Source organism: Rhizobium phaseoli (assembly GCF_003985125.1).
Lineage (GTDB): Bacteria > Pseudomonadota > Alphaproteobacteria > Rhizobiales > Rhizobiaceae > Rhizobium > Rhizobium phaseoli.
In genome coordinates, this window is the sequence record NZ_ML133567.1 from 250,885 (window position 1) to 276,951 (window position 26,067).

Below are 26,067 nucleotides of genomic sequence, written 5' to 3' on the forward strand. Positions count from 1 at the left end.
AAGGGAGGTTTAACATGAGTACCAAGGCAGCAGAGGGTGCGGCTCCGCTCGCAACCCGGCAAAGGCGCCGCCGCCTACCGACTGAGCTCAGCATTTTCCTCGTGCTCGTCGGCATCGCGCTGATCTATGAAGCGCTTGGCTGGATGTTCATCGGGCAAAGCTTCCTGATGAATTCGCAGCGCCTGACGATCATGATCCTTCAGGTCTCGGTCATCGGCATCATCGCCGTCGGCGTCACGCAGGTCATCATCACCGGCGGCATCGATCTTTCATCCGGCTCCGTCGTCGGCATGACAGCGATGATTGCGACGAGCTTCGCGCAATCATCGACTTGGGGACGGGCCGTGTTCCCCTCTCTGACCGACCTGCCGGCGCTCGTGCCGATCATGATCGGCCTGATGATCGGAGCGGCTGCGGGCCTGGCGAACGGCGCCCTCATCGCCTACACGAAGATCCCGCCCTTCATCGCAACGCTCGGCATGTTCGTGTCGGCCCGCGGCGTCGCGAAGTGGTATACCAAGGGACAGCCGGTGTCCGGGATCACCGAGCAGTTTCACTTCATCGGAACCAAGGCCTGGCCCGTCGTCGTCTTCCTGGTCGTGGCGCTGATCTTCCATATTGCGCTGCGCTACACACGCTACGGAAAGTTCACCTATGCCATCGGCGCCAACCCGCAGGCGGCGCGCGTCTCCGGCATCAACATCGAGGCGCATCTCGTCAAGGTCTATGTGATCGCCGGATTGCTTGCCGGCCTTGCCGGCATCGTCACGGCGGCACGCGCGGAAACCGCGCAGGCAAGCATGGGTGTCGGATATGAACTCGATGCGATTGCCGCGACCGTCATCGGCGGCACTTCGCTCACCGGCGGCGTCGGCCGCATCACCGGCACCGTCATCGGCACCATCATCCTCGGCGTCATGACATCGGGCTTCACCTTCCTGAGGATCGACGCCTATTACCAGGAGATCGTCAAAGGCTTCATCATCGTCGCGGCTGTCGTCATCGACGTCTACAGACAGAAGAAGCGCCGCAAGCACTGATCTCGGCCGGTTTCATTGAAGATTTTACGGGGGCTTCGGCCCCCGTTTTGCGTTTTGGCGCCGATGGCCGATATTCAAAAAAAAAGAGATGGCGAATTCCGTCAGCTTTTCTATTCTGGCTACTTCATTCGCCCGCCTCGGGGCCGCGCAGGAAAACAGATGCAATTCGTATTTGACGGTCACAACGACGTTCTCCTTCGACTCTGGACACATTCAAAAGACGGCAGCGACCCTATCGCGGAATTTGCGGACGGCACGACTCTCGGCCATATCGATGCGCGTCGGGCGAAAGCGGGCGGTCTTTCCGGTGGTCTCTGCGCCATCTATATTCCCTCGGGCGATCTCGTCTTCGCCGATCCGGATGCAGACGGTCGTTATGTCACGCCGATGGCTGCCCCGCTTGATCCACTTCCGTCGCTTGCCATCGCCACCGAAATGGCGGCGATCGCGCTGCGGCTCGACCAGGCCGGCGCCTGGCGTCTCTGCCGCACGGTCAAGGACATCCGCGGCGCCATGGCCGAGGATGTTTTCGCCGCTGTCCTGCACATGGAAGGCTGTGAGGCGATCGGCGCCGACCTGTCGGCGCTCGAGGTCTTCTGCGCGGCGGGGCTGCGATCGCTGGGGCCGGTCTGGAGCCGGCACAATGTCTTCGGCCATGGTGTGCCCTTCGCCTTCCCGATGTCACCGGACACCGGGCCGGGTCTCACCGATGCCGGTTTTGCGCTGGTGCGGGAATGCAATCGCCTCGGCATCCTGATCGACCTTGCCCATATCACCGAAAAGGGCTTCTGGGACGTGGCGAAGACGACGGATCAGCCGCTGGTCGCCAGCCACTCCAATGCCCATGCGCTGACGCCGGTCGCGCGCAACCTGACGGACAGGCAGCTCGATGCGATCCGCGAAAGCGGCGGTCTCGTCGGCATCAATTATGCCACCGCCATGCTGCGCCCAGACGGCCGCTCGGACAGCGATACGCCGATGGCCGACATGATCCGTCACATCGACTATCTCGTGAACCGCATCGGCATCGATTGCGTGGCGCTCGGATCGGACTTCGACGGCGCCACGATCCCTGACGAAATCGGCGATGCGTCAGGCAACCAGAAGCTGATTGCCGCTCTCAGGGAGGCTGGTTATGGTGAGGCGGATCTCACGAAACTTGCCCGTGAAAATTGGCTTCGCATTCTCGCACAAGCCTGGCGGGAGGAGTACGCCTAAAGTGCAGCCCGCCTCTGGACGCGCTGACAGCGAACAATAGTTTTAATCGGACATGAATCGACAAAACGCTTCGTAATCAATCAAGAACAGGGGAACAGACCATGATGATCACCAAGCTCAGCCGCAATTTCCGCCTGCTTTCCGCGGGAGCCGCTCTTTCGCTCCTGATGATGGCGGCACCTGCCGCCTTCGCCGAAACGCCCAAAGACACGCTTGTCGAGGGTTTTGCCATTGACGACATCATCACGATGGATCCCGGCGAGGCTTTCGAGCTTTCGACCGCAGAGATCACCAGCAACAGCTACAGCCTGCTCGTCCGCCTCGATCTCGCCGACACATCCAAGGTGAAGGGCGATCTTGCCGAGAGCTGGAGCGTTTCGGATGACGGCCTCACCTATACGTTCAAGCTGAAGCCAGGCCTCAAATTCGCATCGGGAAATCCTGTTACCGCTGAAGACGTGGCATGGTCGTTCGAGCGCGCCGTCAAGCTCGACAAGAGCCCGGCCTTCATCCTGACCCAATTCGGTCTGACCGGCGACAATGTCACCGAAAAGGCCAAGGCGGCCGATGCCAATACATTCGTCTTCACGGTCGACAAGGCCTATGCGCCGAGCTTCGTGCTCAACTGTTTGACGGCGACAGTCGCCTCCGTGGTCGACAAAAAGCTCGTGCAGGAGCATGTGAAGGCGGTAACGCCGGATGCCGAGCACAAATACGACAATGATTTCGGCAATGAGTGGCTGAAAACCGGCTATGCCGGTTCCGGCGCCTTCAAGCTGCGCGAATGGCGAGCCAACGAAGTCGTCGTGCTGGAGCGCAACGACAATTATTACGGCGACAAGCCGAAGCTCAATCGCGTCATCTACCGCTACATGAAGGAAAGCTCGGCCCAGCGGCTGGCGCTCGAAGCTGGCGATATCGACATTGCCCGCAATCTCGAGCCGGGCGACATCGACGCCCTTTCCAAGAACGCCGATCTCGCGACGACCAGCGCGCCGAAGGGCACGATTTACTACGTCAGCCTGAACAGCAAGAACGAGAACCTGAAGAAGCCGGAAGTCCAGGAGGCCTTCAAATATCTGGTCGACTACGATGCGATCGGCGCAACGCTGATCAAGGGCATCGGCGAGATCCACCAGACCTTCCTGCCGAAGGGCCAGCTCGGCGCGCTTGATGAAAACCCCTACAAGCTCGATGTCGCCAAGGCCAAGGAGCTGCTTGCCAAGGCCGGCGTGCCGGACGGCTTTTCCGTGACCATGGACGTGCGCAACACGCAGCCGGTGACCGGTATCGCTGAATCCATGCAGCAAACGCTGGCGCAGGCTGGCGTAAAGCTGGAAATCATCCCGGGCGACGGCAAGCAGACGCTGACCAAATATCGCGCCCGCACCCACGACATCTATATCGGCAACTGGGGCTCGGACTATTTCGACCCGAATTCCAATGCCGACACCTTCACCAGCAACCCCGACAATTCCGATGCCGGCACGGTGAAGACGCTCGCCTGGCGCAACACCTGGGAAGCGCCGGAACTCGACAAGCAAACCAAGGCCGCGCTGCTCGAGCGCGACGGTGAGAAGCGCGCTGCCATGTACGAGGATATCCAGAAGAAGTTCCTCGCCAACAGCCCCTTCGTCATCATCTTCCAGCAGACCGAGGTGGCCGGCTATCGCAAGAACCTGAAGGACTTCAAGCTGGGTCCGAGCTTCGATACCAATTTCGTCGGGCCGATCGCCAAGGAATGATCCGGCAGGATTGATCGCTTGAGCACCATCGAAGCAACACAGGCGGCGGCGCGGCCCCGAAAGGGCCGTGCCAGCACTTTCGCCAAGGCGGCGGGACGCTTCCTGTTCGCCGCCGTCACCACTTATCTCGGTCTTCTGGCCGTCACCTTCTTCATCGGCCGCGTCGTGCCGATCGATCCCGTGCTCGCCATCCTCGGCGACCGTGCGCCCACCCATGTCGTCGAGCGTGTGCGCCAGGAAATGGGCTTCAATCTGCCGCTCTACCAGCAGTTTTTTATCTATGTCAAAGGCGTCCTGTCCGGCGATTTCGGCAATTCGGTGCTGACCACCAACCCTGTCATGGTCGATATCCGCCGCGTCATGCCGGCGACGATCGAACTCGCGACGCTCGGAACGCTGATCGGCGCCTGCGTCGGTGTGCCGCTCGGCGTTCTCGCCGCCGTGCGCCGCGGCAGCATCGCCGACCAGGTGGTGCGCGTCATCGGCCTGATCGGTTATTCGGTGCCGATCTTCTGGCTGGCGCTGATTTCGCTCGTCATCTTCTATGCGCAGCTGCGCTGGGTGGCCTTTCCCGGCCGCATCGACATCGTCTTCGAATATACGTTCACGCCGATCACCGGTTTTTATCTGCTCGACAGCGCCTGGCAGGGGCAGTGGGACGTGTTCTACGACGTCTTCCGCCACATCATCCTGCCCGCCTCGCTGCTCGGTTATTTCTCGCTCGCCTATATCAGCCGCATGACGCGCAGCTTCATGCTGAACGAGCTGTCGCAGGAATATATCGTCGCCGCGCGCGCCAAAGGGCTGTCCGAAACCCGGGTGATCTGGGGGCATGCGCTGCGCAATGCCGCCGTGCCGCTCGTCACCGTCATCGCGCTTTCCTATGCCGGCCTGCTCGAAGGATCGGTGCTGACCGAAACCGTCTTCTCCTGGCCGGGCATCGGGCTCTACATCACCAATTCGCTGCAGAATGCCGACATGAACGCCGTGCTCGGCGGCACGATCGTCATCGGCACGGTTTTCATCGGCATCAATCTTCTGTCCGATCTTCTCTACCGGACGCTCGACCCGAGGACGCGAAACCGATGACGGCTCCCGCCAGTCCCTCTCCAACGATGAGCCGCCGCGAGTGGCTGCTTTCCGACCGGCCGCAATCGCGCATGCAGGCGCGCCTCGGCCGCGCTTATGTCACCTGGCGGCAGTTCACCGCAAACCGGCTTGCCGTCATCGGCCTGCTGATCATCGTCGCGCTGCTTTTCATCGCCGCCTTCGCCGATCTCATCGCCACGCACAATCCCGTCGTCGGCGATCTGCGCAATGCCCGGCTGCTGCCGCCGGGAACGGGTGAATTCCTGCTCGGCACCGACGACCAGGGCCGTGATATCTTTTCGCGGCTGATCTACGGATCGCGTTTGACGTTGCTGGTCGTCGTGCTCGTTGCCGTCATCTCGGCGCCGATCGGCCTGATTGTCGGCACCGTCTCCGGTTATGCCGGCGGCTGGGTGGATGCGACGCTGATGCGCATCACCGATATTTTCCTCGCCTTTCCGAAGCTGGTGCTGGCGCTCGCTTTCGTCGCAGCCCTCGGCCCCGGTATCCAGAACGCGATCATCGCCATCGCCATCACCTCGTGGCCGCCCTATGCCCGCATCGCCCGCGCCGAAACGCTGACGGTGCGGCGGTCCGATTATATCTCGGCGGTGAGACTGATGGGTGCCTCGCCGCTGCGCATCGTCGTGCGCCATGTCATGCCGCTCTGCATTTCCTCGCTGATCGTGCGCGTGACGCTCGATATGGCGGGCATCATCCTGACGGCCGCCGGCCTCGGCTTCCTGGGCTTGGGCGCGCAGCCGCCGCTGCCGGAATGGGGCGCGATGATCGCTGCGGGCCGGCGCTTCATCCTCGATCAATGGTGGGTGGCAGCGATGCCCGGCATCGCCATCCTCATCGTCAGCCTCGGCTTCAATCTGCTCGGCGACGGCCTGCGCGACGCACTCGATCCGAAGGAGAGCGGCCAGTGACGACGCTTCTGACGGTCGACAAGCTGAAGGTCAGCTATCCCACCCGCACCGGCATGATCGAGGCCGTGCGCGGCGTCTCCTTCACGCTCGGCAAGGAAAGGCTCGGCATCGTCGGCGAATCCGGTTCCGGCAAGTCGCAGACCGGCCGGGCGATCATGGGGTTGACGCCGAAACACGGCATCGTCACGGCCGAAAAGCTGGATTTCAATGGCATCGATCTCCTCAAGGCCTCGGCCGGGGAAAGGCGCAGGCTGCGCGGCAAACGCATCGCCATGATCCTGCAAGACCCGAAATATTCGCTCGATCCTGTGATGACGATCGGCCGGCAGATCTGCGAAACCCTGCGCACCCATGAAAAGGTTAGCAAGGCGGAGGCACGCGAGCGCGCACTCGCCATGTTGGAGGCCGTACAGATCCGCGATCCGAAGCGCGTCTTCGATCTGCATCCGCATGAAGTTTCGGGCGGGATGGGGCAGCGTGCGATGATCGCCATGATGCTGATCGCCGGGCCGGAGCTGCTGATTGCCGACGAGCCGACCTCGGCGCTCGACGTGACGGTGCAGCTCGATGTGCTCAGAATCATGGACAGGCTGGTATCGGAGCGCGGCATGGGGCTGATTTTCGTCTCGCATGATCTCAGACTGGTTTCCTCTTTCTGCGATCGCGTCATCGTCATGTATGCCGGAAAGATCGTCGAGGAACTCGCAGCCGCCGATCTCAAGCATGCCCAGCATCCCTATACGCAAGGGCTGCTGAACTGCATGCCGGAGATCGGCGCGAACCGCCATCCGCTGCCGGTTCTCGACCGCAGGCCGGAGTGGGCGGTATGAGCGCAGCACTCGACGTCGACAATCTCAGTGTCGTCTACGACCAATTTCACGCGTTGAAGGACGTCAGCATCGATGTCGAACGCGGTGAATCCTTCGGCCTCGTCGGTGAGTCCGGCTCGGGCAAATCCACCTTGCTACGCGCCGTGGCCGGCCTGGCGCCGATCAGCAGCGGCGCGATCCACGTCGACGACGAAGCGTTGAAAGGCACAAAGCGCAGCAAGGCCTTCTATCGACGCGTGCAAATGGTCTTCCAGGATCCTTATGGCTCGCTACATCCGCGCCAGACGATCGACCGGCTGCTGCTCGAACCGCTTGCGATCCACGCCATTGCCGATAGCGACAGGCGCATTGCCCGTGCGCTCGACGAAGTCGGTCTCGGCAATGGTTTCCGTTTCCGCTACCCGCATCAGCTTTCCGGCGGCCAGCGGCAGCGCGTGGCGATCGCCAGGGCGCTGATCGTCGAACCGTCGATTCTGCTGCTCGACGAGCCGACCTCGGCGCTCGACGCCTCGGTGCAGGCGGAAGTGCTGAACCTGCTCGAGCAGATCCGTCGCGATCGCAAACTCACCTTCATTATGGTGAGCCACGATCTCGGAGTGATCACCCATATGTGCGGCAGGCTCGCCGTGATGCGCAATGGCACCGTGGTCGAACGATTGAGCTCGCAAGCGCTGGCAGAGGGTGCGGTCCAACAGGACTACACGAAAAATTTGATGATCGCGAGCAAGGGCTTTGTCAAAGTCTGAAAGACAATCATTTCAAGCCATTGAAAAGGAAAGGCCGGCGGCGCCGTTAAGGATAATGTTTTCTTAAAAGACGACCATTCAACTAGACTATTGACAGCTGCCCCGCTTCTGTCATGATCCTGTTAACCGTTGTTAGCTTTCGTGATCGATGGAGGTCAGGGCATGTTCTTTCTCGGCGGGATGACCATGGGCTACCTCGATCCTCGCACCAAAGCTGAATGCAAGGATCAGATGACTGTCTCCATGCCTGCGGAAAAGGACCGGCGCCAAATCGAGACCTCCAACCCGCCGCAGAACGAGAACGCTGTCGAGCGCTCGTTGATCTGGGCATGGCGCACGCTCTGCTAAGAGCCGGTTGAATTTTCTCTTCCGCTCCCTCTGGACGGAAATTTATCTCTACCTACCTGATAGAGAATAAGAAATATAACAGCGAGCCGCACAACCGGCCGCACGAGAACAACGGAGGCGACATATGGCAGAACTGGGTATTTCGCATACTCACGTGAACCACTATGGTTCCGTACCGACCAAGAAGCCGCAGGCCACGCGTCACAGGCTTCAGGCGGTGCTCCATGGGACAATCTTCACCGCGGCATTCCTGTTTGTGGTGGCCATGGTCTTCGGCCTCGTCGGATAGTCGGCGGATGGCAAGTCTCGGCAGGTGCCGGGGCTTTGGCGGTTGCCGCCCTTAGAGCATATTGCCGAAAAGTGTGGGCGGTTTTCGGACGACATCATGCTCCAACTCCTTAATTTGGAACAGGATTCAAATTCAAAGCCGAACCGGCCTTAGAATCCTCCTGTTCTGGTGAATCCCGGACATCTTATCTGTCCCGGTATTCCGCCCTTGATCATTCTCCGTCTTTTCAAGAAATCGCAGATGCGCCGCATCCACCCAGATGCGGCGCATTTTTGATGTCGTTCGGTCTACCTCCTCCGCCCTGCATCGGCAGGCGTGCGCTGACCCAGTGGTCTGCACCCCTTGACTTGAATTATTCCGATGGTGTCCAACTTTTCGACATGGTTTTGCGCAGAGGGTAACGATCGCCGTTTGGGGGCAACCCTGCAACAAAGCCTCGTCCGTTTGCATCGCCTGTCCGACGTCATTGCCCGGCTTCATCGATCTTCGAAGAATCCGGGCCCGTTCATGTAGCAGTCATGATAAGCAGTGCAAAAGGCTGAGCAAAACCAGCCATAACTTTGTTTGGATCCAGAACCGAACCCATGTCTATTGCCAATCTTTCTCCGAGCCTCTCCCGCGAACCCGAGATGAAGCAGATCGATCACAATGATTCGATCCGCTCGACCTATCTTTCCATCGAGGACATCAAGGCAATGGGCGATGCAGTCGCCCGCAACGGCGTCAGCAAGCTGCCGGCTTTCGCCGCCTTCGATTTCTTCGCGCGCCACAAGGAAAACGAGAAGGAAATCCTGCGCGTCTACCGGACCACGGCGACGGATGTCGAGGCCGGCGAGACAATCACGCCGGCGGCGGAGTGGCTGCTGGACAATCACTACATCGTCGAGGAGGCGATCCAGGAAGTGCGGCGTGACTTCCCCCGCCGCTTCTACCGCGAATTGCCGACCATGTCCGTCGGCGGAGTCGAGATTCCGCGCACTCTGGTGCTTGCCTGGCTCTACGTCGCCCATACCCACAGCACGATCTCGCAGGAAAGCCTGACGGCACTGGTCGACGGCTTCCAGGCCAACGAGACGCTGAGGATCGGCGAACTGTGGGCGCTGCCATCTTTGGTGCGCTACGTGCTCGTCGAAAACCTTCGCCGTATTTCGAGCCGTGTCGAAGCCAGCCGCCGCCTGCGCCGCCGCGCTAATGAGGCGGCCGACGAGCTGGTGCGCCTGACCGATCCGGCCAAGGCCGCCGCCTATCTGAAGACGCTGGAACCGCTGGCCGAGGACAATACCTTCTCGACGCAGTTCCTCTACCGCCTGCGTGACGGATCGCAGACCTCGAGCCTGGCGATCACCTGGCTCGACGAGCGGCTGGAAGAGCTTGGCCGCAACACCGAAGAGGCGACGACGGCGGAACACAGCCGTCTCTCCTCCGGCAATGTGACGATGGGCAACATCATCCGCAGCCTGCGCGAGATCGACGATACCGAATGGTCGGTCTGGGTCGAGCAGGTCAGCCATGTCGACAAACTGCTCTGGGAACATTCGGATTACGGCATTCTCGATTCCGGCTCGCGCAACAAATATCGCAAGCAGATCGAAAAGCTCGCCAAGCGTTCGCCGCTGACCGAAATGGAAATCGCGCAGCTGGCACTCGACATGACGGATGCCGCCAAGGCCTCCGGCGAACCGCAGCCGCATGAACCGAATGTCGGCGGCTTTCTGTCCGGCGCGCAGCGACCGAAGCTCGAGGCGCGGGCGAATTATCGCCCGACGGTCACCCAGCATTTCGTGCGCGCCGTGCGCCAGTTCAACTGGCTGGCAATTGCCGTACCGGTCATGCTGCTGACGGTTATCGCCATGGCTGTTGTCGGCAAGTTCATGGCGGGTGCCGGCATGGGGGCGCTCGAAATCGCCGTGCTGCTGATCATGTTCTCGCTGCCGGCATCGGAGGGGGCGACGGGCCTCTTCAACACGCTTCTTTCCTTCTTCGTGACGCCGGCGCGTCTCGTCGGCTACGAGTTCAAGGAAGGCATTCCGGAAGATGCGCGCACGCTGCTCGTCGTGCCCTGCCTGATCTCCAACCGCGACAGCGTGGACGACCACGTGCGCAATCTCGAGGTCCACTATCTCGCCAATCCGCGCGGCGAGATCTATTTCGCGCTGCTCAGCGACTGGCCCGACAGCGATGTCGAGGAGACGGCCGCCGATCTCGAGGTTCTCGACTATGCAAGGCGCGAAATCGCCAATCTTTCCGCCCGTTATGCCTATGACGGCAAGACGCGTTTCTACCTGTTGCATCGCCGCCGCCTCTACAACGCCTCGGAAGGCGTCTGGATGGGCTGGGAGCGCAAACGCGGCAAGCTGCACGAGCTGAACATGCTGCTGCGCGGCGACCGCGACACGACCTATCTGCCGGGCGCCAATGCCGTGCCGGCCAATGTCCAATATGTCATGACGCTCGACGCCGACACGCGCCTGATGCGCGACGCCGTCACCAAGCTCGTCGGCAAGCTCTATCATCCGATCAACCGTCCGGTGATCAATCCGAAAACCGGCCGTGTCGAGAGCGGCTACGGCGTGCTGCAGCCACGTGTCACCCCGTCGTTGACGACGGGCAAGGACGCTTCGGTCTTCCAGCGCGTCTTTTCGATCAATCGCGGCCTCGACCCTTATGTCTTCACCGTTTCCGACGTCTACCAGGATCTCGCCGGCGAGGGCACGTTCACCGGCAAGGGGCTTTATCACGTCGATGCCTTCGAAGCCTCGCTGAAGGGCCGGATCGAGGAGAATTCCGTGCTCAGCCACGACCTTCTCGAAGGTTCGATGGCGCGCTGCGCCCTCGTCACCGATCTCGAGCTGGTCGAGGATTTCCCGATCCGCTACGAGGTCGAGACCTCGCGCCAGCATCGCTGGGCTCGCGGCGACTGGCAGCTCCTGCCCTATATGTTCAATCCGAAATACGGCGTCACCGCCCTCGGCCGCTGGAAGATGTTCGACAATCTGCGCCGCTCGCTGACGCCGATCGCCTGGTTCTTCGCTTCCGTGCTCGGCTGGTATTTCATGGGACCGCTCGGCGCGCTCGTCTGGCAGATCCTGCTGATCTTCTGCCTTTTCGTGGCGCCGACGCTGTCGCTGATCAACGGCATCATCCCGCGCACCAGCGATATCGTCGCCCGCGCCCATCTCTATACGGTCTGGTCGGATATCACCGCCGCCAATGCGCAGGTTGCGCTGCGCATCGTCTTCATCGCCGACTCCGCCTGCATGATGGCGGATGCGATCGGCCGGTCGCTCTACCGCCTGTTCGTCAGCCGCAAGCTGATGCTGCAGTGGAGGACGGCCGCCAGCGTTCAGGCCGGCGGTCAAGGCACCCTCGCCTCCTATTACAAGCAGATGTGGCATGCGCCGGTGCTGGCTCTGCTGGCGCTCGGTTTCGCCGCTCTTCCCGGCGACAATGCCTTCCTCGTCGGCATCCCCTTCGCACTGCTGTGGATTCTCTCGCCTGTCGTCGCCTGGTATGTCAGCCAGTCGGCGGAGACCGAGGACCGGCTTGAGGTCGCCGATTCCGTGTCGAGCGAGTTGCGCAAGATCGCCCGGCGCACCTGGCGTTATTTCGAGACCTTCACCACACCTGAGCAGAATTATCTGCCGCCTGACAATATCCAGGAAACGCCGCATGTCATCGTCGCGGCCCGCACCTCGCCGACCAATATCGGCGTCTATCTGCTCTCCGTCGTCTCCGGCCGGCATTTCGGCTGGTTCTCCTTTGAGGAGACGCTCGAGCGGCTGGAGCAGACGATTGCCACGATCGACAAGATGGAAAAATTCCGCGGCCATCTGTTCAACTGGTATCACACCGATACGCTGCAGACGCTCGGGCCGCGTTATGTCTCGGCCGTCGACAGCGGCAATCTCGCCGGTCATCTGATCGCCATTTCGTCGGCCTGCCGCAACTGGGCCGAGGCCCCGTCGGCTCACATGCAGGGCAATCTCGACGGTGTCGGCGACACGGCCGGCATTTTGGGTGAAGTGCTGGCAGATCTGCCCGACGACCGCAAGACCGTGCGGCCGCTGCGCCGGCGCCTGGAAGAACGCATCGTCGGCTTCCAGAATGCGCTTGCTGCCGTCAAGCGCGAGCATGAATTCGCCTCGATCCGTATCATCAATCTTGCCGTTCTCGCGCGCGACATCGAAAAGCTCGCCGCCAATCTCGACCATGAGGTCAAGTCGAAGCAGAGCGAAGAGGTCACCCAATGGGCAGCGTCGCTGGTGAAGGTCTGCGAGGCGCATATTTCAGACAGCACCTTCGACCTGTCCAAGGTCGATGCGCTGCGGCCGCGGCTGGTGGCGCTGCGCGACAAGGCCCGCGATCTCGCCTTCTCGATGGATTTCGGCTTCCTGTTCCGGCCGGAACGGCGCCTGCTGTCGATCGGCTACCGCGTCGAAAGCGGTGAACTCGATCAGGCCTGCTACGATCTGCTGGCGTCCGAATGCCGCCTGACCAGCCTGTTCGGCATCGCCAAGGGCGATCTGCCGACGGAGCACTGGTACCGTCTCGGCCGCCAGGTCGTGCCGGTGGGATCGCGCGGCGCGCTGGTCTCCTGGTCGGGCTCGATGTTCGAATATCTGATGCCACCGCTCGTCATGCAGGAACGCGGCGGCGGTATTCTCAACCAGACCAACAATCTGGTTGTCGTCGAGCAGATGAATTATGCTCGCAAACTCGGTATCCCGTGGGGCATTTCGGAAGCGGCCTTCAATGCCCGCGACCATAACCTCAACTACCAATACACGAATTTCGGCGTGCCGACGCTCGGCCTGAAGCGCGGCCTCGGCCACAATGCCGTCATTGCACCCTATGCATCGCTGCTCGCCAGCCAGTACGACCCGCCGGGCGCTCTGGAAAACCTGCAGAGACTGCGCAAGGTCGGCGCGCTCGGCAAGTTCGGCTTCCACGACGCCGTCGATTTCACGCCGACCCGCGTGCCGGAAGGCAAGAAATGCGCGGTAGTCTACAATTATTATGCCCACCATCACGGCATGTCGATCGCCGCCGTCGCCAACGTCGCCTTCAACGGCCATCTGCGCGAGCTCTTCCATTCCGACCCGGTTATCGAGGCGGCCGAGCTGCTGCTGCAGGAAAAGGCGCCGCGCGACATCCCCGTCATGAGCGGCAAGCATGAATCCGACACGCCGGCCAGCATCCAGGACGATCTGCTGCGGCCGGAGATCAGGAAGATCAGCGATCCGGCTTCGCGCGACCGCGAACTCGTGTTCCTGTCGAACGGCCATTACTCACTGATGCTGACGGCGACGGGCGCCGGTTATTCCCGTTGGAACGGCCTTTCTGTTTCCCGCTGGAAGGCCGATCCGACCGAAGACCGCTGGGGCACCTTCATCTTCCTGCGCGATACCGCCACCAACGAATGGTGGTCGGCGACAGCAGAGCCGAAGGGCGTCGAAGGCGAAAAGATCAAGGTCGAGTTCGCCGACGAAAAAGCGCAGTTCACCAAGACGATTGGTGATCTGACGAGCGAGGTGGAGTGTATCATTGCGACCGAGCATGATGCCGAGGCCCGCCGTGTCACCCTGCTCAACATGGGCACGGAAGACCGTTTCATCGAAGTCACCTCCTATCTCGAACCTGTCATCACCTCGGATGATACCGACAATGCGCATCCGGCCTTCGCCCGCATGTTCATCAAGACCGAGATCGGCAAACGTGGCGACGTCATTCGCGCCGAACGCAACAAACGCGATCCGAACGAGCCGAACATCAGCATCGCACATCTGATCGTCGACAATGCCGGCGACACCCGTCACACCGAATTCGAGACCGACCGGCGCAAGTTCATCGGCCGTGGCCGCAGCCTCGCCGATGCGGCGGCCTTCGATCCGGGCGCGACACTATCCGGCAGCGACGGCTTCATGCTCGACCCCGTCATGTCGCTGCGCCGCACCGTACGTGTTCCAGCCGGCAAAAAGGTCAGCGTGTTCTTCTGGACGATCGCCGCTCCAAACCGCGACGAGGTCGACAAGGCGGTCAATCGCTACCGCCATCCCGACGCCTTCAACCACGAGCTTGTCCAGGCCTGGACGCGCACGCAGGTGCAGATGCGCCATGTCGGCGTCACCTCGCAGCAGGCGGCCGCCTTCCAGCACCTCGGACGCTACCTCGTCTACCCCGACATGCAATTGCGCAAGGACGAAGCGACCGTCGAGGCCGGCCTGCAGTCACAATCGGCGCTGTGGCCGCTGGCGATCTCCGGCGATTTCCCGATCTTCACATTGCGCGTCAACGACGACATGGATCTCGATATCGCCCGCGAGGCACTGCTGGCGCAGGAATATCTGCGCTCGCGCGGCGTCACCGCCGATCTCATCATCATGAACGAACGCGCCTCTTCCTACGCGCAGGACATGCAGCACGCGCTCGACGCCATGTGCGAGAACGTGCGCCGCATAGGCCAGGCCGACGGGTTGCGTCAGCATATCTTCGCGGTTCGCAAGGACCTGATGGAGGAGAGCACCTATCATGCAGTGATCGCAGCCTCCCGCGTCACCCTCCACGCGAAGAACGGCAAGGTGATCGATCAGATCAACCGCGCCGTCGCCCTGTTTGCGCCCTCTAAGGATGAACTGCAGGAAATGGAGCGCGCCGAGCGTAACAAGGTTCCGGTCAAGCGCATCGCGCCGGTGCCGCCGCCTGTCGTGCCGGCCGTCGTCATCGAGGAGGAAGGTGATCTCGACTTCTGGAACGGCATCGGCGGCTTTGCCCGCGACGGCCGCGAATATGTCGTCCGCCTGCCCGGAGGGCATGCGACGCCCCAGCCCTGGATCAACGTCATTTCCAATGACAGGTTCGGCTTTCACGTATCAGCCGAAGGCGCAGGCTTCACCTGGAGCGTCAATTCGCGCGACTACCAGCTGACCTCCTGGTCGAACGACGCAGTGGTCAACCGTTCGGGTGAGGCCTTCTATCTCGCCGATCTCGACAGCGGTGCGGTCATGACGCCCTTCGCGGCGCTGTCGCGCCGGCCGGACGTTCGTTTCGAGGCCCGCCATGGGCTCGGCTATTCGGTCTTCTCGAGCATCCAGCACGATATCGCACTGGAGCTGACGCAGACGATCGCCCGCGACAAGCCGGTGAAACTGCAGCGCCTGCGCCTGCGCAACACCGGTTCGACCGGCCGCAGGCTGCGTCTCTATGGTTATGTCGAATGGGTCCTCGGCAACAATCCGGGACGCACGGCCCCCTTCATCCTGTCGCGCCATGACGGGGAGACGGGAGCGCTGTTTGCCACCAATCCCTACAGCATCGATTTTTCCAACCGAACCGCTTTCTTCGCGGCCAGCGAGACGCCTTCGAGCGTTTGCGCAAGCCGGCGCGAGTTCATCGGCAAGGCGGGAACGATCCAGGCGCCGCAGGCTGTTACGTCAGCAGCTGCGCTTTCGGGTGCCACCGAGCTCGACGGCGATCCGGCCGCGGCTCTGGCAATCGACATCGAGCTTGGCGCCGGCGAAGAGCGCGACTTCACCTTCTTCCTCGGCGATACACCGACGGAAGAAGAGGCGCGCACTGTCATCGCTGATGTCCGCAAGGCTTCGTTCGACGATGCCGTCGAGGCAAACCGCAGCTTCTGGCGGGATTTCACCGGCAGGCTGCAGATCTCGACGCCGGATCGCGGGATGAACAATCTCGTCAACACCTGGCTGCCCTATCAGAGCCTCGGCTGCCGGATCATGGCCCGCACCGCCTTCTACCAGGCAAGCGGCGCCTTCGGCTTCCGCGATCAGCTGCAGGATACGCTGGCCTTCCTGCTGCACGAACCTTCGATCGCCCGCCGGCAGATCCTGAACGCCGCCTCGCGCCAATTCCGCGAGGGCGACGTCCAGCATTGGTGGCTGCCGGGAACCGGTGCCGGCGTCCGCACGATGATCTCGGACGACGTCGTCTGGCTGAGCTATGCGATTCATCACTATTGCAGCGTCACCGGCGACAAGAGCGTGCTCGACGAGGAAATTGCCTTCTTGGAAGGTCCGGCGCTTCTCGAGGGACAGCACGACTCCTTCTACAAGCCGGAGATTTCCGAGGACAAGGCGAGCGTCTACGAACATGCGGCGCTGGCGCTCGATCTCGCCATCGCCCGCAAGGGATCGAACGGCCTGCCGCTGTTCCTGGGCGGCGACTGGAACGACGGCATGAACCGCGTCGGCATCGGCGGACGCGGCACCAGCGTCTGGCTCGGCTGGTTCCTGGCGGGAGCCTTGCGCTCCTTCATCCCCTATGCCGAAGAGCGCGGTGACAAGGCCCGCGCAAAGCGCTGGTCTGCACATCTCAAGGACTTGAAGAAGGCGCTCGAAACCGCGGGGTGGGACGGCGGCTACTATCGCCGCGGCACGTTCGACGATGGCGCGCTGCTCGGTTCCAAGGAAAGCCCGGAATGCCGGATCGATTCGATCGCGCAGTCCTGGAGCGTTCTGTCCGGCGAGGGCGACCCGGCCCGCGCCGTCAAGGCCATGGACGCCGTGCTCGATCAACTGGTCGACGAGGAAGCCCGCATCATCCGGCTGTTCACGCCGCCCTTCATCAATTCCGCCAGGGATCCCGGTTATATCAAGGCTTATCCGCCGGGTGTGCGCGAAAACGGCGGCCAATATACCCATGCCGCGACCTGGGTGGTGATGGCGTTGGCGGAGCTCAAGCGGGGCGACGACGCGCTGCGCTGCTTCCAGATCCTCAACCCGATCACCCATGCGCTCGACAAGGCTTCGGCCGAGCAATACCGGGTCGAACCTTATGTCGTGGCTGCCGACGTCTATGGACATGAGCCCTATACCTCGCGCGGCGGCTGGACCTGGTACACAGGCTCGGCCGGCTGGCTCTACCGGGCTGCCGTCGAGGGCATTCTCGGTATCCGGTTGAAAGATGGCCGGCTTTACGTGCGTCCGTCGCTCCCGTCGGAATGGGACGGTTTTGCGGCGGAGGTCGAGCGGGGCGACGGCAAATACCGCATTTCGGTCTCAAAAGCGTCCAACGCCAGCGGCTACACTCTGTCGATCAACGGCAGCGAAGTCGCCGATCCCGAAGAGGGATATCCGCTCGGATAAAGCGTTTCTCCACGCAGACATCACGGCGATTCGCGAACGGCCAAAAGGGAACCCTTTTGGCCGTCGTCGCGTTTGCAAATCGGATAACAGGAGACACTCCATGGCAAGCACGCGGACCGAAGCCATCGGCACCGAGCGCAGTTCCCGATCCGTAGCTGCGCCAGGGCGCGATACAAGGCTTGACGTGCTGCGTGGCCTCGCCCTGATCATGATCTTCATCAATCATGTTCCCGGGCAGTTCTTCGAATATGTCACGACGAAGAATTTCGGCTTCTCCGATGCCGCGGAGGCTTTCGTGCTGATATCCGGCATTGCCGTCGGCCTTGCTTACGGGACCCGTTTCCAGCCGGGCAACCGGATCAGAATGGCGATCAAGGCGGCAAAGCGGGCCTTCACCCTCTATCTCGCCCACATGATCACAACCTTCATGACACTGGCGCTGTTCATCTGCGGCGCCTGGCTGTTCCACCGGCCCGGATTGCTTGTCGAAATCAATATTCTGGCGGTTCTGATGAACCTCAAGGACGGTATCCCCGCGCTGCTCCTGCTCGGCCACCAGATCGGCTACAACAATATCCTGCCCATGTACGGGGCGTTGCTGCTGATGGTGCCCATCCTCCTGCTCCTCAACGAGCGAAGCGCGCTGCTGGCGCTTGCCGTCTCGGGCACGGTCTGGCTGCTCGCCGGCATTTATCAGGTGGCGCCGCACAATATGCTGATCGAAGGCTATTGGTTCCTCAATCCGCTCTCCTGGCAGTTCCTGTTTTCGATCGGTATCATCTCGATCCTGCATATCAAGCGCGGCGGCCGAATCCCGCGGCATCCGCTATTGCTTGCGGTCGCCGCCGCCTATGTCGTGCTTTCCTTCGTCTGGGTGACCGGTCATCTCTGGATTTTCGGCAACTCGCTGGCAGCGCTTGGCCTGCCGCCGGTTATAACAGGTTTCGACAAGACCTTCCTGTCGCTGCCGCGACTGCTGCATGTGCTGGCGCTGACCTACCTGATCATCAGCATCCCCGCATTCTCCCGCATCCTGCGGCGTCCCGCGGATCACCCCCTGACGATCCTCGGCCGCCATTCGCTCAACATCTTTGTTGCTGGCACGATCCTCGCCATGGTCGGCCAGGTCGTGCTCTACATCACCAACAAGGATCCGCTGGTCGGCCCGATCTTTGTCATCGCCGGCATCGCGACGCAATTCGCCTATGCCTACTATCTCGAGCACAAGCGTCAGCAGGACAAGGTCAAGAGTAAGCTCGTCACCGAGGTTGCCGCCGTACCGGTGCCCGTGCGGATCGGCGGAGCGGCAAACACCTATCGCCGCACCAATCGGAAATAGCTGCCAGCTTTGCCTTGAGATAGAGGAGCCGGCGGCCCCTGCCCGCCGGCTCAATTTTTGTGAGCGAGGATGTTCACCAGCCTGCCCAGGGGATCGCGGACATAAAAGCGCCTGACGCCCCAGGGCTCGTCCGCCGGGCCGTATTCGATCGAAAAACCGGCGGCCGACATCGCCGTGAAAGCAGCGTCGAGATCGTCGACCTCGATCGAAAGGTCCGGCACCGGCGTGCCGGAGCCGCCCTCGCTGGCGACGCTCACCTGAACGTTCATGGGTCTCGCGGCGCCGAAGGTGGTGATCCAGCCGTGATCCATGATGACGTCGAGACCGAGGACATCCTGATAGAACCGCCGCGCCGGCGTGATGTCGGGTGCTGCAATATTGGCGACGATGCGCAGGACCTTCATGGGCTTTCCTTCCGATGCTTGGACAATGCGGAAGGTAGGAAGATCGGCAGGGTGGTCAATCGGGGTTGGGTTTGGAATGGCGGCGTAGCAGCGTGCGGCACCCCTCTGCCCTGCGGGGTATCTGCCCGATAAGGAGGGAGATTGGCCAGTGGTTGCAACCTGGTTCCTTTCCGTCGCCGGGCGGAATACATGTTCGTTGTTGGCTGGGGAAACCATCGCACCCAACCGATCTCCCCACCGGTGGGGGAGATGCCCGGCAGGGCAGAGGGGGCGGCCCCATTGTACACGGTTACTGTGTGACGTCAGCAACGGTTTTGGAAGGAAACCAAGCCCTGAAGTATGTCGTCGGAATTGGACTGGCCTCACCCAGCCAACAAAAAGGCCGGAAGGAGCTACCTTCCAGCCTTTATTTTGAACCCGACCGATCAGGCGGCTTCGGTGGCGTGGGCCTTGCGGACTTCGTCGTCCGTCAGGATACCGCTGGCGCGCAGCAGGGCGGCGAAGCGGCCGTTGCTGTGGCTGAGCTCGTCGAAGCTGCCCTGCTCGGCAACGCGGCCGTCGTCCAGGAAGAGCACCATATCGGCTTCGCGGACCGTCGAGAGGCGGTGGGCGATGATGAAGGTGGTGCGGTTCTCACGCAGATTGTCGATCGCCGACTTGACGCGCGCTTCGGTCTCGACGTCGAGCGCCGAGGTCGCCTCGTCGAGCACCAGGATCGGTGCGTCTTTGAGGATGGCGCGGGCAATCGCGATGCGCTGGCGCTCGCCGCCCGAGAGCTTGTTGCCGCGTTCGCCGACATGCGTGTCGTAACGGTCCTCGCGGGTCTCGATGAAGTCGGCGGCGGCGGCAGCTTCGGCCGCCCGGCGCATTTCCTCTTCGCTGGCACCCTCGCGGCCGAGCCGGATATTGTCGCTGATCGAGCGGTTCAGCAGACCGGCATCCTGGAAGACCGTGGCGATATGGCGACGCAGCGACTTGCGGGTCACCTTGGTGATATCGGTACCGTCGACGAGGATCTGGCCGCCCTGCGGATCGTAGACGCGCTGCAGCAGGTTGACGAGCGTCGTCTTGCCGGCGCCGGTCGGGCCGACGATCGCAACCGTCTGGCCGGCCTTCACCGAGAAGGAGACATTGTGCAGACCCTGCGAGCTGTTGCCGAAGCCGAAGGAGACGTCGCGGAATTCGACCGCCCCCTTGACGTTCTTGATCTCGCCGTTGCCGGCCGGTTCTTCACGTTCACGCACCGAATCTTCGAGCGTGTAGAAGTCCTCGAGCTTGGAACGCGCCTCGAAGATCTGCGTGGCGAATTGACGCATCAAGTCGAGGCGGGCAATCAGCAGGTTCGCAAAGCCGATGAAGGCAATGACGTCACCGACACGCAGCTGGCCGGACTGGACGAGCATCGTGCCGATGATCAGGACGACCATCATCGCGATCGTCGAAGCCATGCGGTTCAGCGCGCTGGCGATCGCCCACCAGTCGAGCACCGGATACTGCGCTTCGAGCAGCCGGTCGGCAAAGGACTTCAATGCCTTGGTTTCGGCCTCGATGCGGTTGTAGCTATGCAGAACCGACACGTTGCTGATCGAGTCGCTGACATGCGAGAAGACGGTATGGTAGTGGTTCTCAACCGACGCCTGGCCATCCTTGGTGCGGCTCATGACCACGCGGCCGATCAGCCAGTAGGCAATGCCGAGCACGATGAGGACGGCCGACAGGCGCAGGTCCATCGACATTGCGGTCGGCACCAGCAGGGCAAGCGCGATGACCGTCGACAGGTGGTTGCGCATGAATTCCAGCCAAAGGCCGAACAGCGTCTCGCAGGCGCGCAGCAGCGTGTGCAGCGCGTTGGAGGTGCCGCGCTGGTGATGCCAGGCGAGCGGCATGGAAATGATGCGGCCGAAAGCCTCCGTCAGCAACGTGGCCCGCCGGCCATGAGCAAGCCGGTCGGCCTCGCGCGATACCAGGACGAAGGCGATGGTGTTGAACACGGCGAAGGCCGCCCACATGAACAGGATGGGCTTGACTTCACCCTTGCCCGAGATCGCATCGATGATGCGACCGAACAGGATCGGTTCCGCAATGGTGATGGTCGCCAGAACAATATTGGCGATAACGACCAGGGATACGCGGAGCTTGTAGGCGCCAAGATAGCGCAGAGCTCTTGCATAGACCTTGAATAGCGACACGTCTAACCTCTTGTGCATCTGCGAAAAAGGGAATGGTGGGATGCTACAAAAGGCTACCTGAACCGGCGATTAACGGAGTATTCAGGGTCCAGCCGCGGGAGGATTAAGCCGAAGGCTCTATCGCTTTCTGCGGGGAATCGGAGCCGCATCAGCAGCATAGAACAGCAGATTGCGTGAAGATCGCTCACATTTTTCAGCATCAGGGTCTGGCAACCGAATTTCTGGCGGATTATATGCCACGACAATTTGCGCTTGCATTTTAATAAATGTTTAGCACAGCATTGAAATTAAAGACTGCATGTTGAAGACCGTTTCGCGACCAAATTGAAAAGCCGCCAACGGCCTGGATGCGGACTTAAGGTCCGGACAAGGGGCGTTTTGTGAATATTAATTCATTAATTCAAGTGCTTGTAATTCTGGAAGAGTGCCCAAATCCGGATGCTGTCGTCAACGAGCTCGAGCAGGTCCTCCATGGTTCCGGCTTCGAGTATTACGGTCTGCTACGCCATTTGCAGCAGACACCGGCCCAGCAGAACTCGGAACTGCGGGCTGCACCGCTGGCCGGCCGCTGGCCCGAACGATGGCTGCAGATATATGCCGCAAAAAAATATATCAGGATCGATCCGATGGTGCGCTATCTCACTCATGCGCAGCGGCCTTTCCGCTGGCGGGAAAGCATGGCGGCATTCAACAGCGACGCGCATCGCCGCCGTATGGAGCAGATGATGGTCGATGCCTTCGGCCATGGATTGGAGGACGGCTATCTCTTTCCGATCCATGGGCGCAACGGCATTCTGGGCAGCCTCAGTCTCGGCGGCAGACCGATCGAATTGTCGCCGGTGGAGATCGCCTTGCTCGAGGCTGTGGCGCGCAAGACCTTCTGGCGGTTGCTCGAGCTGACCGGCGAGGCCGAGGCGCTGGAGACGGTGCTGCCGGCTGAGACGCCGCTGACGCGGCGCGAGATGGAAATCCTGCACTATCTCGCCGAAGGCATGACGTCGATGGAGATCAGCAAGATGCTGAAGATCTCGAACCACACCGTCGATTGGTATATGAACGGCCTGCAGGGCAAGCTGAAGGCGAAGAACCGGCAACAGGCGGTGGCGCTCGCTTTCCGCCATGGCCTGATAAGCTGAGCTTTTTTTATCCATTTCGCGCAAATCGCTGCATACTGCCAGTCGACATGTCTTCGCATGGCGAGAAAGTGCGTTTCGCAGTCGCAAGAGAAATTGAACTTCCTGTGACAAGAAGTTAAGAATTTTCTTCGCGGGTGCAGCATGCCCGCGTCTGAACGACGGAGGAGACCGTTTTGCCCATTTCCAAGATACTCGTTGCCAATCGCTCTGAAATAGCCATTCGCGTGTTCCGCGCGGCCAACGAGCTTGGAATAAAAACGGTGGCGATCTGGGCGGAAGAGGACAAGCTGGCGCTGCACCGTTTCAAGGCGGATGAGAGTTATCAGGTCGGCCGCGGCCCGCATCTGGCCCGCGATCTCGGGCCGATCGAAAGCTATCTGTCGATCGACGAGGTGATCCGGGTCGCCAAGCTTTCGGGTGCCGACGCCATTCACCCCGGTTACGGCCTCTTGTCGGAAAGCCCGGAATTCGTCGATGCCTGCAACAAGGCCGGCATTATCTTCATCGGTCCGAAGGCCGATACGATGCGCCAGCTCGGCAACAAGGTCGCGGCGCGCAATCTGGCGATCTCGGTCGGCGTGCCCGTCGTGCCGGCGACCGAGTCGCTGCCGGACGATATGGCCGAAGTGGCGAAGATGGCGGCAGCAATCGGCTATCCCGTCATGCTGAAGGCCTCCTGGGGCGGCGGCGGCCGCGGCATGCGCGTCATCCGCGCCGAAGCCGATCTCGCCCGCGAGGTGACGGAGGCCAAGCGCGAGGCGATGGCCGCCTTCGGCAAGGACGAGGTCTATCTGGAAAAGCTGGTCGAGCGCGCCCGCCACGTCGAAAGCCAGATCCTCGGCGACACACACGGCAATGTCGTGCATCTCTTCGAGCGCGACTGCTCGATCCAGCGCCGCAACCAGAAGGTCGTCGAGCGCGCGCCCGCACCCTACCTCTCGGAGTCGCAGCGCCAGGAACTGGCTGCCTATTCGCTGAAGATCGCAGCGGCGACCAACTATATCGGCGCCGGCACCGTCGAATATCTGATGGATGCCGATACCGGCAAATTCTACTTCATCGAGGTCAATCCGCGCATCCAGGTCGAGCACACGGTGACCGAAGTCGTCACCGGCATCGACATCGTCAAGGCGCAGATCCACATCCTCGACGGCGCTGCGATCGGCACGCCGGAATCGGGCGTTCCCGCTCAGGCCGATATCCGCCTGAACGGCCATGCGCTGCAGTGCCGCATCACCACCGAAGATCCCGAACACAATTTCATTCCGGACTACGGCCGCATCACCGCCTATCGCTCGGCTTCCGGCTTCGGCATCCGGCTTGACGGCGGCACCTCCTATTCCGGCGCCATCATTACCCGTTATTATGATCCGCTGCTCGTCAAGGTCACGGCCTGGGCGCCGAACCCGTCCGAAGCGATTTCCCGTATGGACCGGGCGCTGCGCGAATTCCGCATCCGCGGCGTCGCCACCAACCTGACCTTCCTCGAAGCGATCATCGGCCATCCGAAGTTCCGCGACAACAGCTACACCACCCGCTTCATCGACACGACGCCGGAGCTCTTCCAGCAGGTCAAGCGCCAGGACCGCGCGACGAAGCTCTTGACCTATCTCGCCGACGTCACCGTCAACGGCCATCCCGAGGCCAAGGACAGACCGAGGCCCCTCGAAAATGCCGCCAAGCCTGTGGTGCCCTATGCCAACGGCAACGGCGTCAAGGACGGCACCAAGCAGCTGCTCGACACGCTCGGCCCGAAGAAGTTCGGCGAATGGATGCGCAATGAGAAGCGCGTGCTTCTGACCGATACGACGATGCGCGACGGCCACCAGTCGCTGCTCGCCACCCGCATGCGCACCTATGACATCGCCAGGATCGCCAGCACCTATGCGCACGCGTTGCCGAATCTCTTGTCGCTCGAATGCTGGGGTGGCGCCACCTTCGACGTCTCCATGCGCTTCCTCACCGAAGATCCGTGGGAGCGGCTGGCGCTGATCCGCGAGGGCGCGCCGAACCTGCTCCTGCAGATGCTGCTGCGCGGCGCCAATGGCGTCGGCTACACCAACTATCCCGACAATGTCGTCAAATATTTCGTCCGCCAGGCGGCCAGAGGCGGCATCGATCTTTTCCGCGTCTTCGACTGCCTGAACTGGGTCGAGAACATGCGGGTGTCGATGGATGCGATTGCCGAGGAGAACAAGCTCTGCGAGGCGGCGATCTGCTACACCGGCGACATCCTTAATTCCGCCCGCCCGAAATACGACCTGAAATACTATACCGACCTTGCCGTCGAGCTCGAGAAGGCCGGCGCCCATATCATCGCGGTCAAGGATATGGCGGGTCTGTTGAAGCCGGCGGCGGCGAAGGTGCTGTTCAAGGCGCTGCGCGAAGCGACCGGCCTGCCGATCCACTTCCATACGCATGACACCTCGGGCATTGCCGCCGCGACCGTTCTTGCCGCCGTCGAAGCCGGTGTCGATGCCGTCGATGCGGCGATGGATGCGCTTTCCGGCAATACCTCGCAGCCCTGTCTCGGCTCGATCGTCGAGGCGCTCTCCGGCTCCGAGCGCGATCCGGGCCTCGATCCGGAATGGATCCGCCGTATCTCCTTCTATTGGGAGGCGGTGCGCAACCAGTATGCCGCCTTTGAAAGCGACCTCAAGGGCCCAGCCTCGGAGGTCTATCTGCATGAAATGCCGGGCGGCCAGTTCACCAACCTCAAGGAACAGGCCCGCTCGCTGGGACTCGAGACCCGCTGGCACCAGGTGGCGCAGGCCTACGCCGACGCCAACCAGATGTTCGGCGATATCGTCAAGGTGACGCCCTCCTCCAAGGTGGTCGGCGACATGGCCCTGATGATGGTGAGCCAGGACCTGACGGTCGCCGACGTCGTCAGCCCCGAGCGCGAAGTCTCCTTCCCGGAATCGGTGGTGTCGATGCTGAAGGGCGATCTCGGCCAGCCGCCGTCGGGATGGCCGGCAGCACTACAGAAGAAGGCACTGAAGGGCGAAAAGCCCTATACGGTGCGTCCCGGCTCGCTGCTGAAGGAAGCCGATCTCGATGCCGAGCGCAAGGTCATCGAGACCAAGCTGGAGCGCGGGGTCAGCGACTTCGAATTCGCCTCCTATCTGATGTATCCGAAGGTCTTCACCGACTTTGCGCTCGCCTCCGATACCTATGGCCCGGTCTCGGTGCTGCCGACGCCTGCCTATTTCTACGGGCTGGCCGACGGCGAGGAACTGTTTGCCGATATCGAACGAGGCAAGACGCTCGTCATCGTCAATCAGGCGATGAGCGCCACCGACAGCCAGGGCATGGTCACCGTCTTCTTCGAGCTCAACGGCCAGCCGCGCCGCATCAAGGTGCCGGACCGGGCCCATGGGGCGACGGGTGCGGCCGTGCGCCGCAAGGCCGAGCCCGGTAATGGTGCTCATGTCGGTGCGCCGATGCCCGGCGTCATCAGCCGCGTCTTCGCCTCATCCGGCCAAGCCGTCAGCGCCGGTGATGTGCTCGTCTCCATCGAAGCGATGAAGATGGAAACGGCGATCCATGCGGAAAAGGATGGAACGATTGCCGAAATCCTCGTCAAGGCCGGCGATCAGATCGATGCCAAGGACCTGCTTGTCGTCTATGCCGCTTGAGCCTTGCCGAGAGGCTTGTT

Annotated in this window: 15 protein-coding genes; 13 read left to right on the forward strand and 2 right to left on the reverse strand. The window is 61.7% G+C overall.

Annotated features, from left to right (window positions below; genetic code table 11):
• Positions 1 to 14 precede the first annotated feature (14 nt).
• The 11 genes from EFD56_RS06860 (at position 15) to EFD56_RS06905 (ending at position 18,680) form a co-directional block, all read left to right on the forward strand.
• Positions 15 to 1,040, forward strand: coding sequence for an ABC transporter permease (locus tag EFD56_RS06860; RefSeq protein WP_085743473.1), 1,026 nt, complete (start codon positions 15 to 17; stop codon positions 1,038 to 1,040).
• A 159-nt stretch (positions 1,041 to 1,199) separates the two neighbouring features.
• Positions 1,200 to 2,258: a dipeptidase gene (locus EFD56_RS06865; protein ID WP_085743474.1), complete on the forward strand. Its 1,059-nt coding sequence runs from the start codon at positions 1,200 to 1,202 to the stop codon at positions 2,256 to 2,258.
• Between the two features lie 101 nt (positions 2,259 to 2,359).
• Entirely contained in the window at positions 2,360 to 4,003 is a 1,644-nt protein-coding gene (locus EFD56_RS06870) for an ABC transporter substrate-binding protein (protein WP_064828697.1), read from the forward strand.
• A gap of 18 nt (positions 4,004 to 4,021) precedes the next feature.
• A complete protein-coding gene (locus EFD56_RS06875) occupies positions 4,022 to 5,092 on the forward strand; it encodes an ABC transporter permease (RefSeq protein WP_064828698.1) in 1,071 nt (356 codons plus the stop codon).
• A complete protein-coding gene (locus tag EFD56_RS06880; RefSeq protein WP_085743475.1) occupies positions 5,089 to 6,024 on the forward strand; it encodes an ABC transporter permease in 936 nt (311 codons plus the stop codon). Before EFD56_RS06875 ends, EFD56_RS06880 begins: the two co-directional genes overlap by 4 nt.
• Positions 6,021 to 6,854, forward strand: coding sequence for an ABC transporter ATP-binding protein (locus tag EFD56_RS06885; RefSeq protein WP_064822971.1), 834 nt, complete (start codon positions 6,021 to 6,023; stop codon positions 6,852 to 6,854). The genes EFD56_RS06880 and EFD56_RS06885 overlap by 4 nt, the downstream gene beginning before the upstream one ends.
• Positions 6,851 to 7,600, forward strand: coding sequence for an ABC transporter ATP-binding protein (locus tag EFD56_RS06890; RefSeq protein ID WP_085743476.1), 750 nt, complete (start codon positions 6,851 to 6,853; stop codon positions 7,598 to 7,600). The genes EFD56_RS06885 and EFD56_RS06890 overlap by 4 nt, the downstream gene beginning before the upstream one ends.
• Positions 7,601 to 7,762: 162 nt before the next feature.
• Positions 7,763 to 7,948 (forward strand): hypothetical protein, encoded by a 186-nt coding sequence (locus tag EFD56_RS06895; RefSeq protein WP_037116795.1) that lies wholly within the window; start codon positions 7,763 to 7,765, stop codon positions 7,946 to 7,948.
• A 124-nt stretch (positions 7,949 to 8,072) separates the two neighbouring features.
• A complete protein-coding gene (locus tag EFD56_RS32555; protein WP_010008857.1) occupies positions 8,073 to 8,237 on the forward strand; it encodes a hypothetical protein in 165 nt (54 codons plus the stop codon).
• Between the two features lie 584 nt (positions 8,238 to 8,821).
• Positions 8,822 to 17,341 carry a glycoside hydrolase family 94 protein gene (locus EFD56_RS06900; RefSeq protein ID WP_085743477.1) on the forward strand — a complete coding sequence of 2,840 codons (8,520 nt, stop codon included), beginning with the start codon at positions 8,822 to 8,824 and terminating at the stop codon, positions 17,339 to 17,341.
• A gap of 100 nt (positions 17,342 to 17,441) precedes the next feature.
• Positions 17,442 to 18,680, forward strand: a complete 1,239-nt coding sequence (locus tag EFD56_RS06905) for an OpgC family protein (RefSeq protein WP_126904992.1) — start codon at positions 17,442 to 17,444, stop codon at positions 18,678 to 18,680.
• A 50-nt stretch (positions 18,681 to 18,730) separates the two neighbouring features.
• Here EFD56_RS06905 and EFD56_RS06910 read toward each other — a convergent pair whose 3' ends face one another.
• Both EFD56_RS06910 and EFD56_RS06915 read right to left on the reverse strand, forming a co-directional pair.
• Positions 18,731 to 19,084 carry a VOC family protein gene (locus tag EFD56_RS06910; protein WP_010002912.1) on the reverse strand — a complete coding sequence of 118 codons (354 nt, stop codon included), beginning with the start codon at positions 19,082 to 19,084 and terminating at the stop codon, positions 18,731 to 18,733.
• 425 nt (positions 19,085 to 19,509) lie between these two features.
• On the reverse strand, positions 19,510 to 21,273 hold the full coding sequence (locus tag EFD56_RS06915) for a glucan ABC transporter ATP-binding protein/ permease (protein ID WP_064819236.1): 1,764 nt from the start codon (positions 21,271 to 21,273) through the stop codon (positions 19,510 to 19,512).
• A 380-nt stretch (positions 21,274 to 21,653) separates the two neighbouring features.
• Between EFD56_RS06915 and EFD56_RS06920 the strand changes: the two genes are divergently transcribed.
• Both EFD56_RS06920 and pyc read left to right on the forward strand, forming a co-directional pair.
• Positions 21,654 to 22,409: a helix-turn-helix transcriptional regulator gene (locus EFD56_RS06920; protein ID WP_012485581.1), complete on the forward strand. Its 756-nt coding sequence runs from the start codon at positions 21,654 to 21,656 to the stop codon at positions 22,407 to 22,409.
• Between the two features lie 173 nt (positions 22,410 to 22,582).
• Complete coding sequence (pyc, locus tag EFD56_RS06925) at positions 22,583 to 26,047, forward strand: pyruvate carboxylase (protein ID WP_126904993.1); 3,465 nt, start codon at positions 22,583 to 22,585, stop codon at positions 26,045 to 26,047.
• Positions 26,048 to 26,067: the final 20 nt, after the last annotated feature.

Excerpts from the sequence above, each read along its gene's own strand:
- EFD56_RS06860 (WP_085743473.1), top strand. The coding sequence starts at position 15 with ATGAGTACCAAGGCAGCAGAGGGTGCGGCTCCGCTCGCAACCCGGCAA.
- EFD56_RS06865 (WP_085743474.1), top strand. The coding sequence starts at position 1,200 with ATGCAATTCGTATTTGACGGTCACAACGACGTTCTCCTTCGACTCTGG.
- EFD56_RS06870 (WP_064828697.1), top strand. The coding sequence starts at position 2,360 with ATGATGATCACCAAGCTCAGCCGCAATTTCCGCCTGCTTTCCGCGGGA.
- EFD56_RS06880 (WP_085743475.1), top strand. The coding sequence starts at position 5,089 with ATGACGGCTCCCGCCAGTCCCTCTCCAACGATGAGCCGCCGCGAGTGG.
- EFD56_RS06890 (WP_085743476.1), top strand. The coding sequence starts at position 6,851 with ATGAGCGCAGCACTCGACGTCGACAATCTCAGTGTCGTCTACGACCAA.
- EFD56_RS06895 (WP_037116795.1), top strand. The coding sequence starts at position 7,763 with ATGTTCTTTCTCGGCGGGATGACCATGGGCTACCTCGATCCTCGCACC.
- EFD56_RS32555 (WP_010008857.1), top strand. The coding sequence starts at position 8,073 with ATGGCAGAACTGGGTATTTCGCATACTCACGTGAACCACTATGGTTCC.
- EFD56_RS06900 (WP_085743477.1), top strand. The coding sequence starts at position 8,822 with ATGTCTATTGCCAATCTTTCTCCGAGCCTCTCCCGCGAACCCGAGATG.
- EFD56_RS06905 (WP_126904992.1), top strand. The coding sequence starts at position 17,442 with ATGGCAAGCACGCGGACCGAAGCCATCGGCACCGAGCGCAGTTCCCGA.
- EFD56_RS06910 (WP_010002912.1), bottom strand. The coding sequence starts at position 19,084 with ATGAAGGTCCTGCGCATCGTCGCCAATATTGCAGCACCCGACATCACG.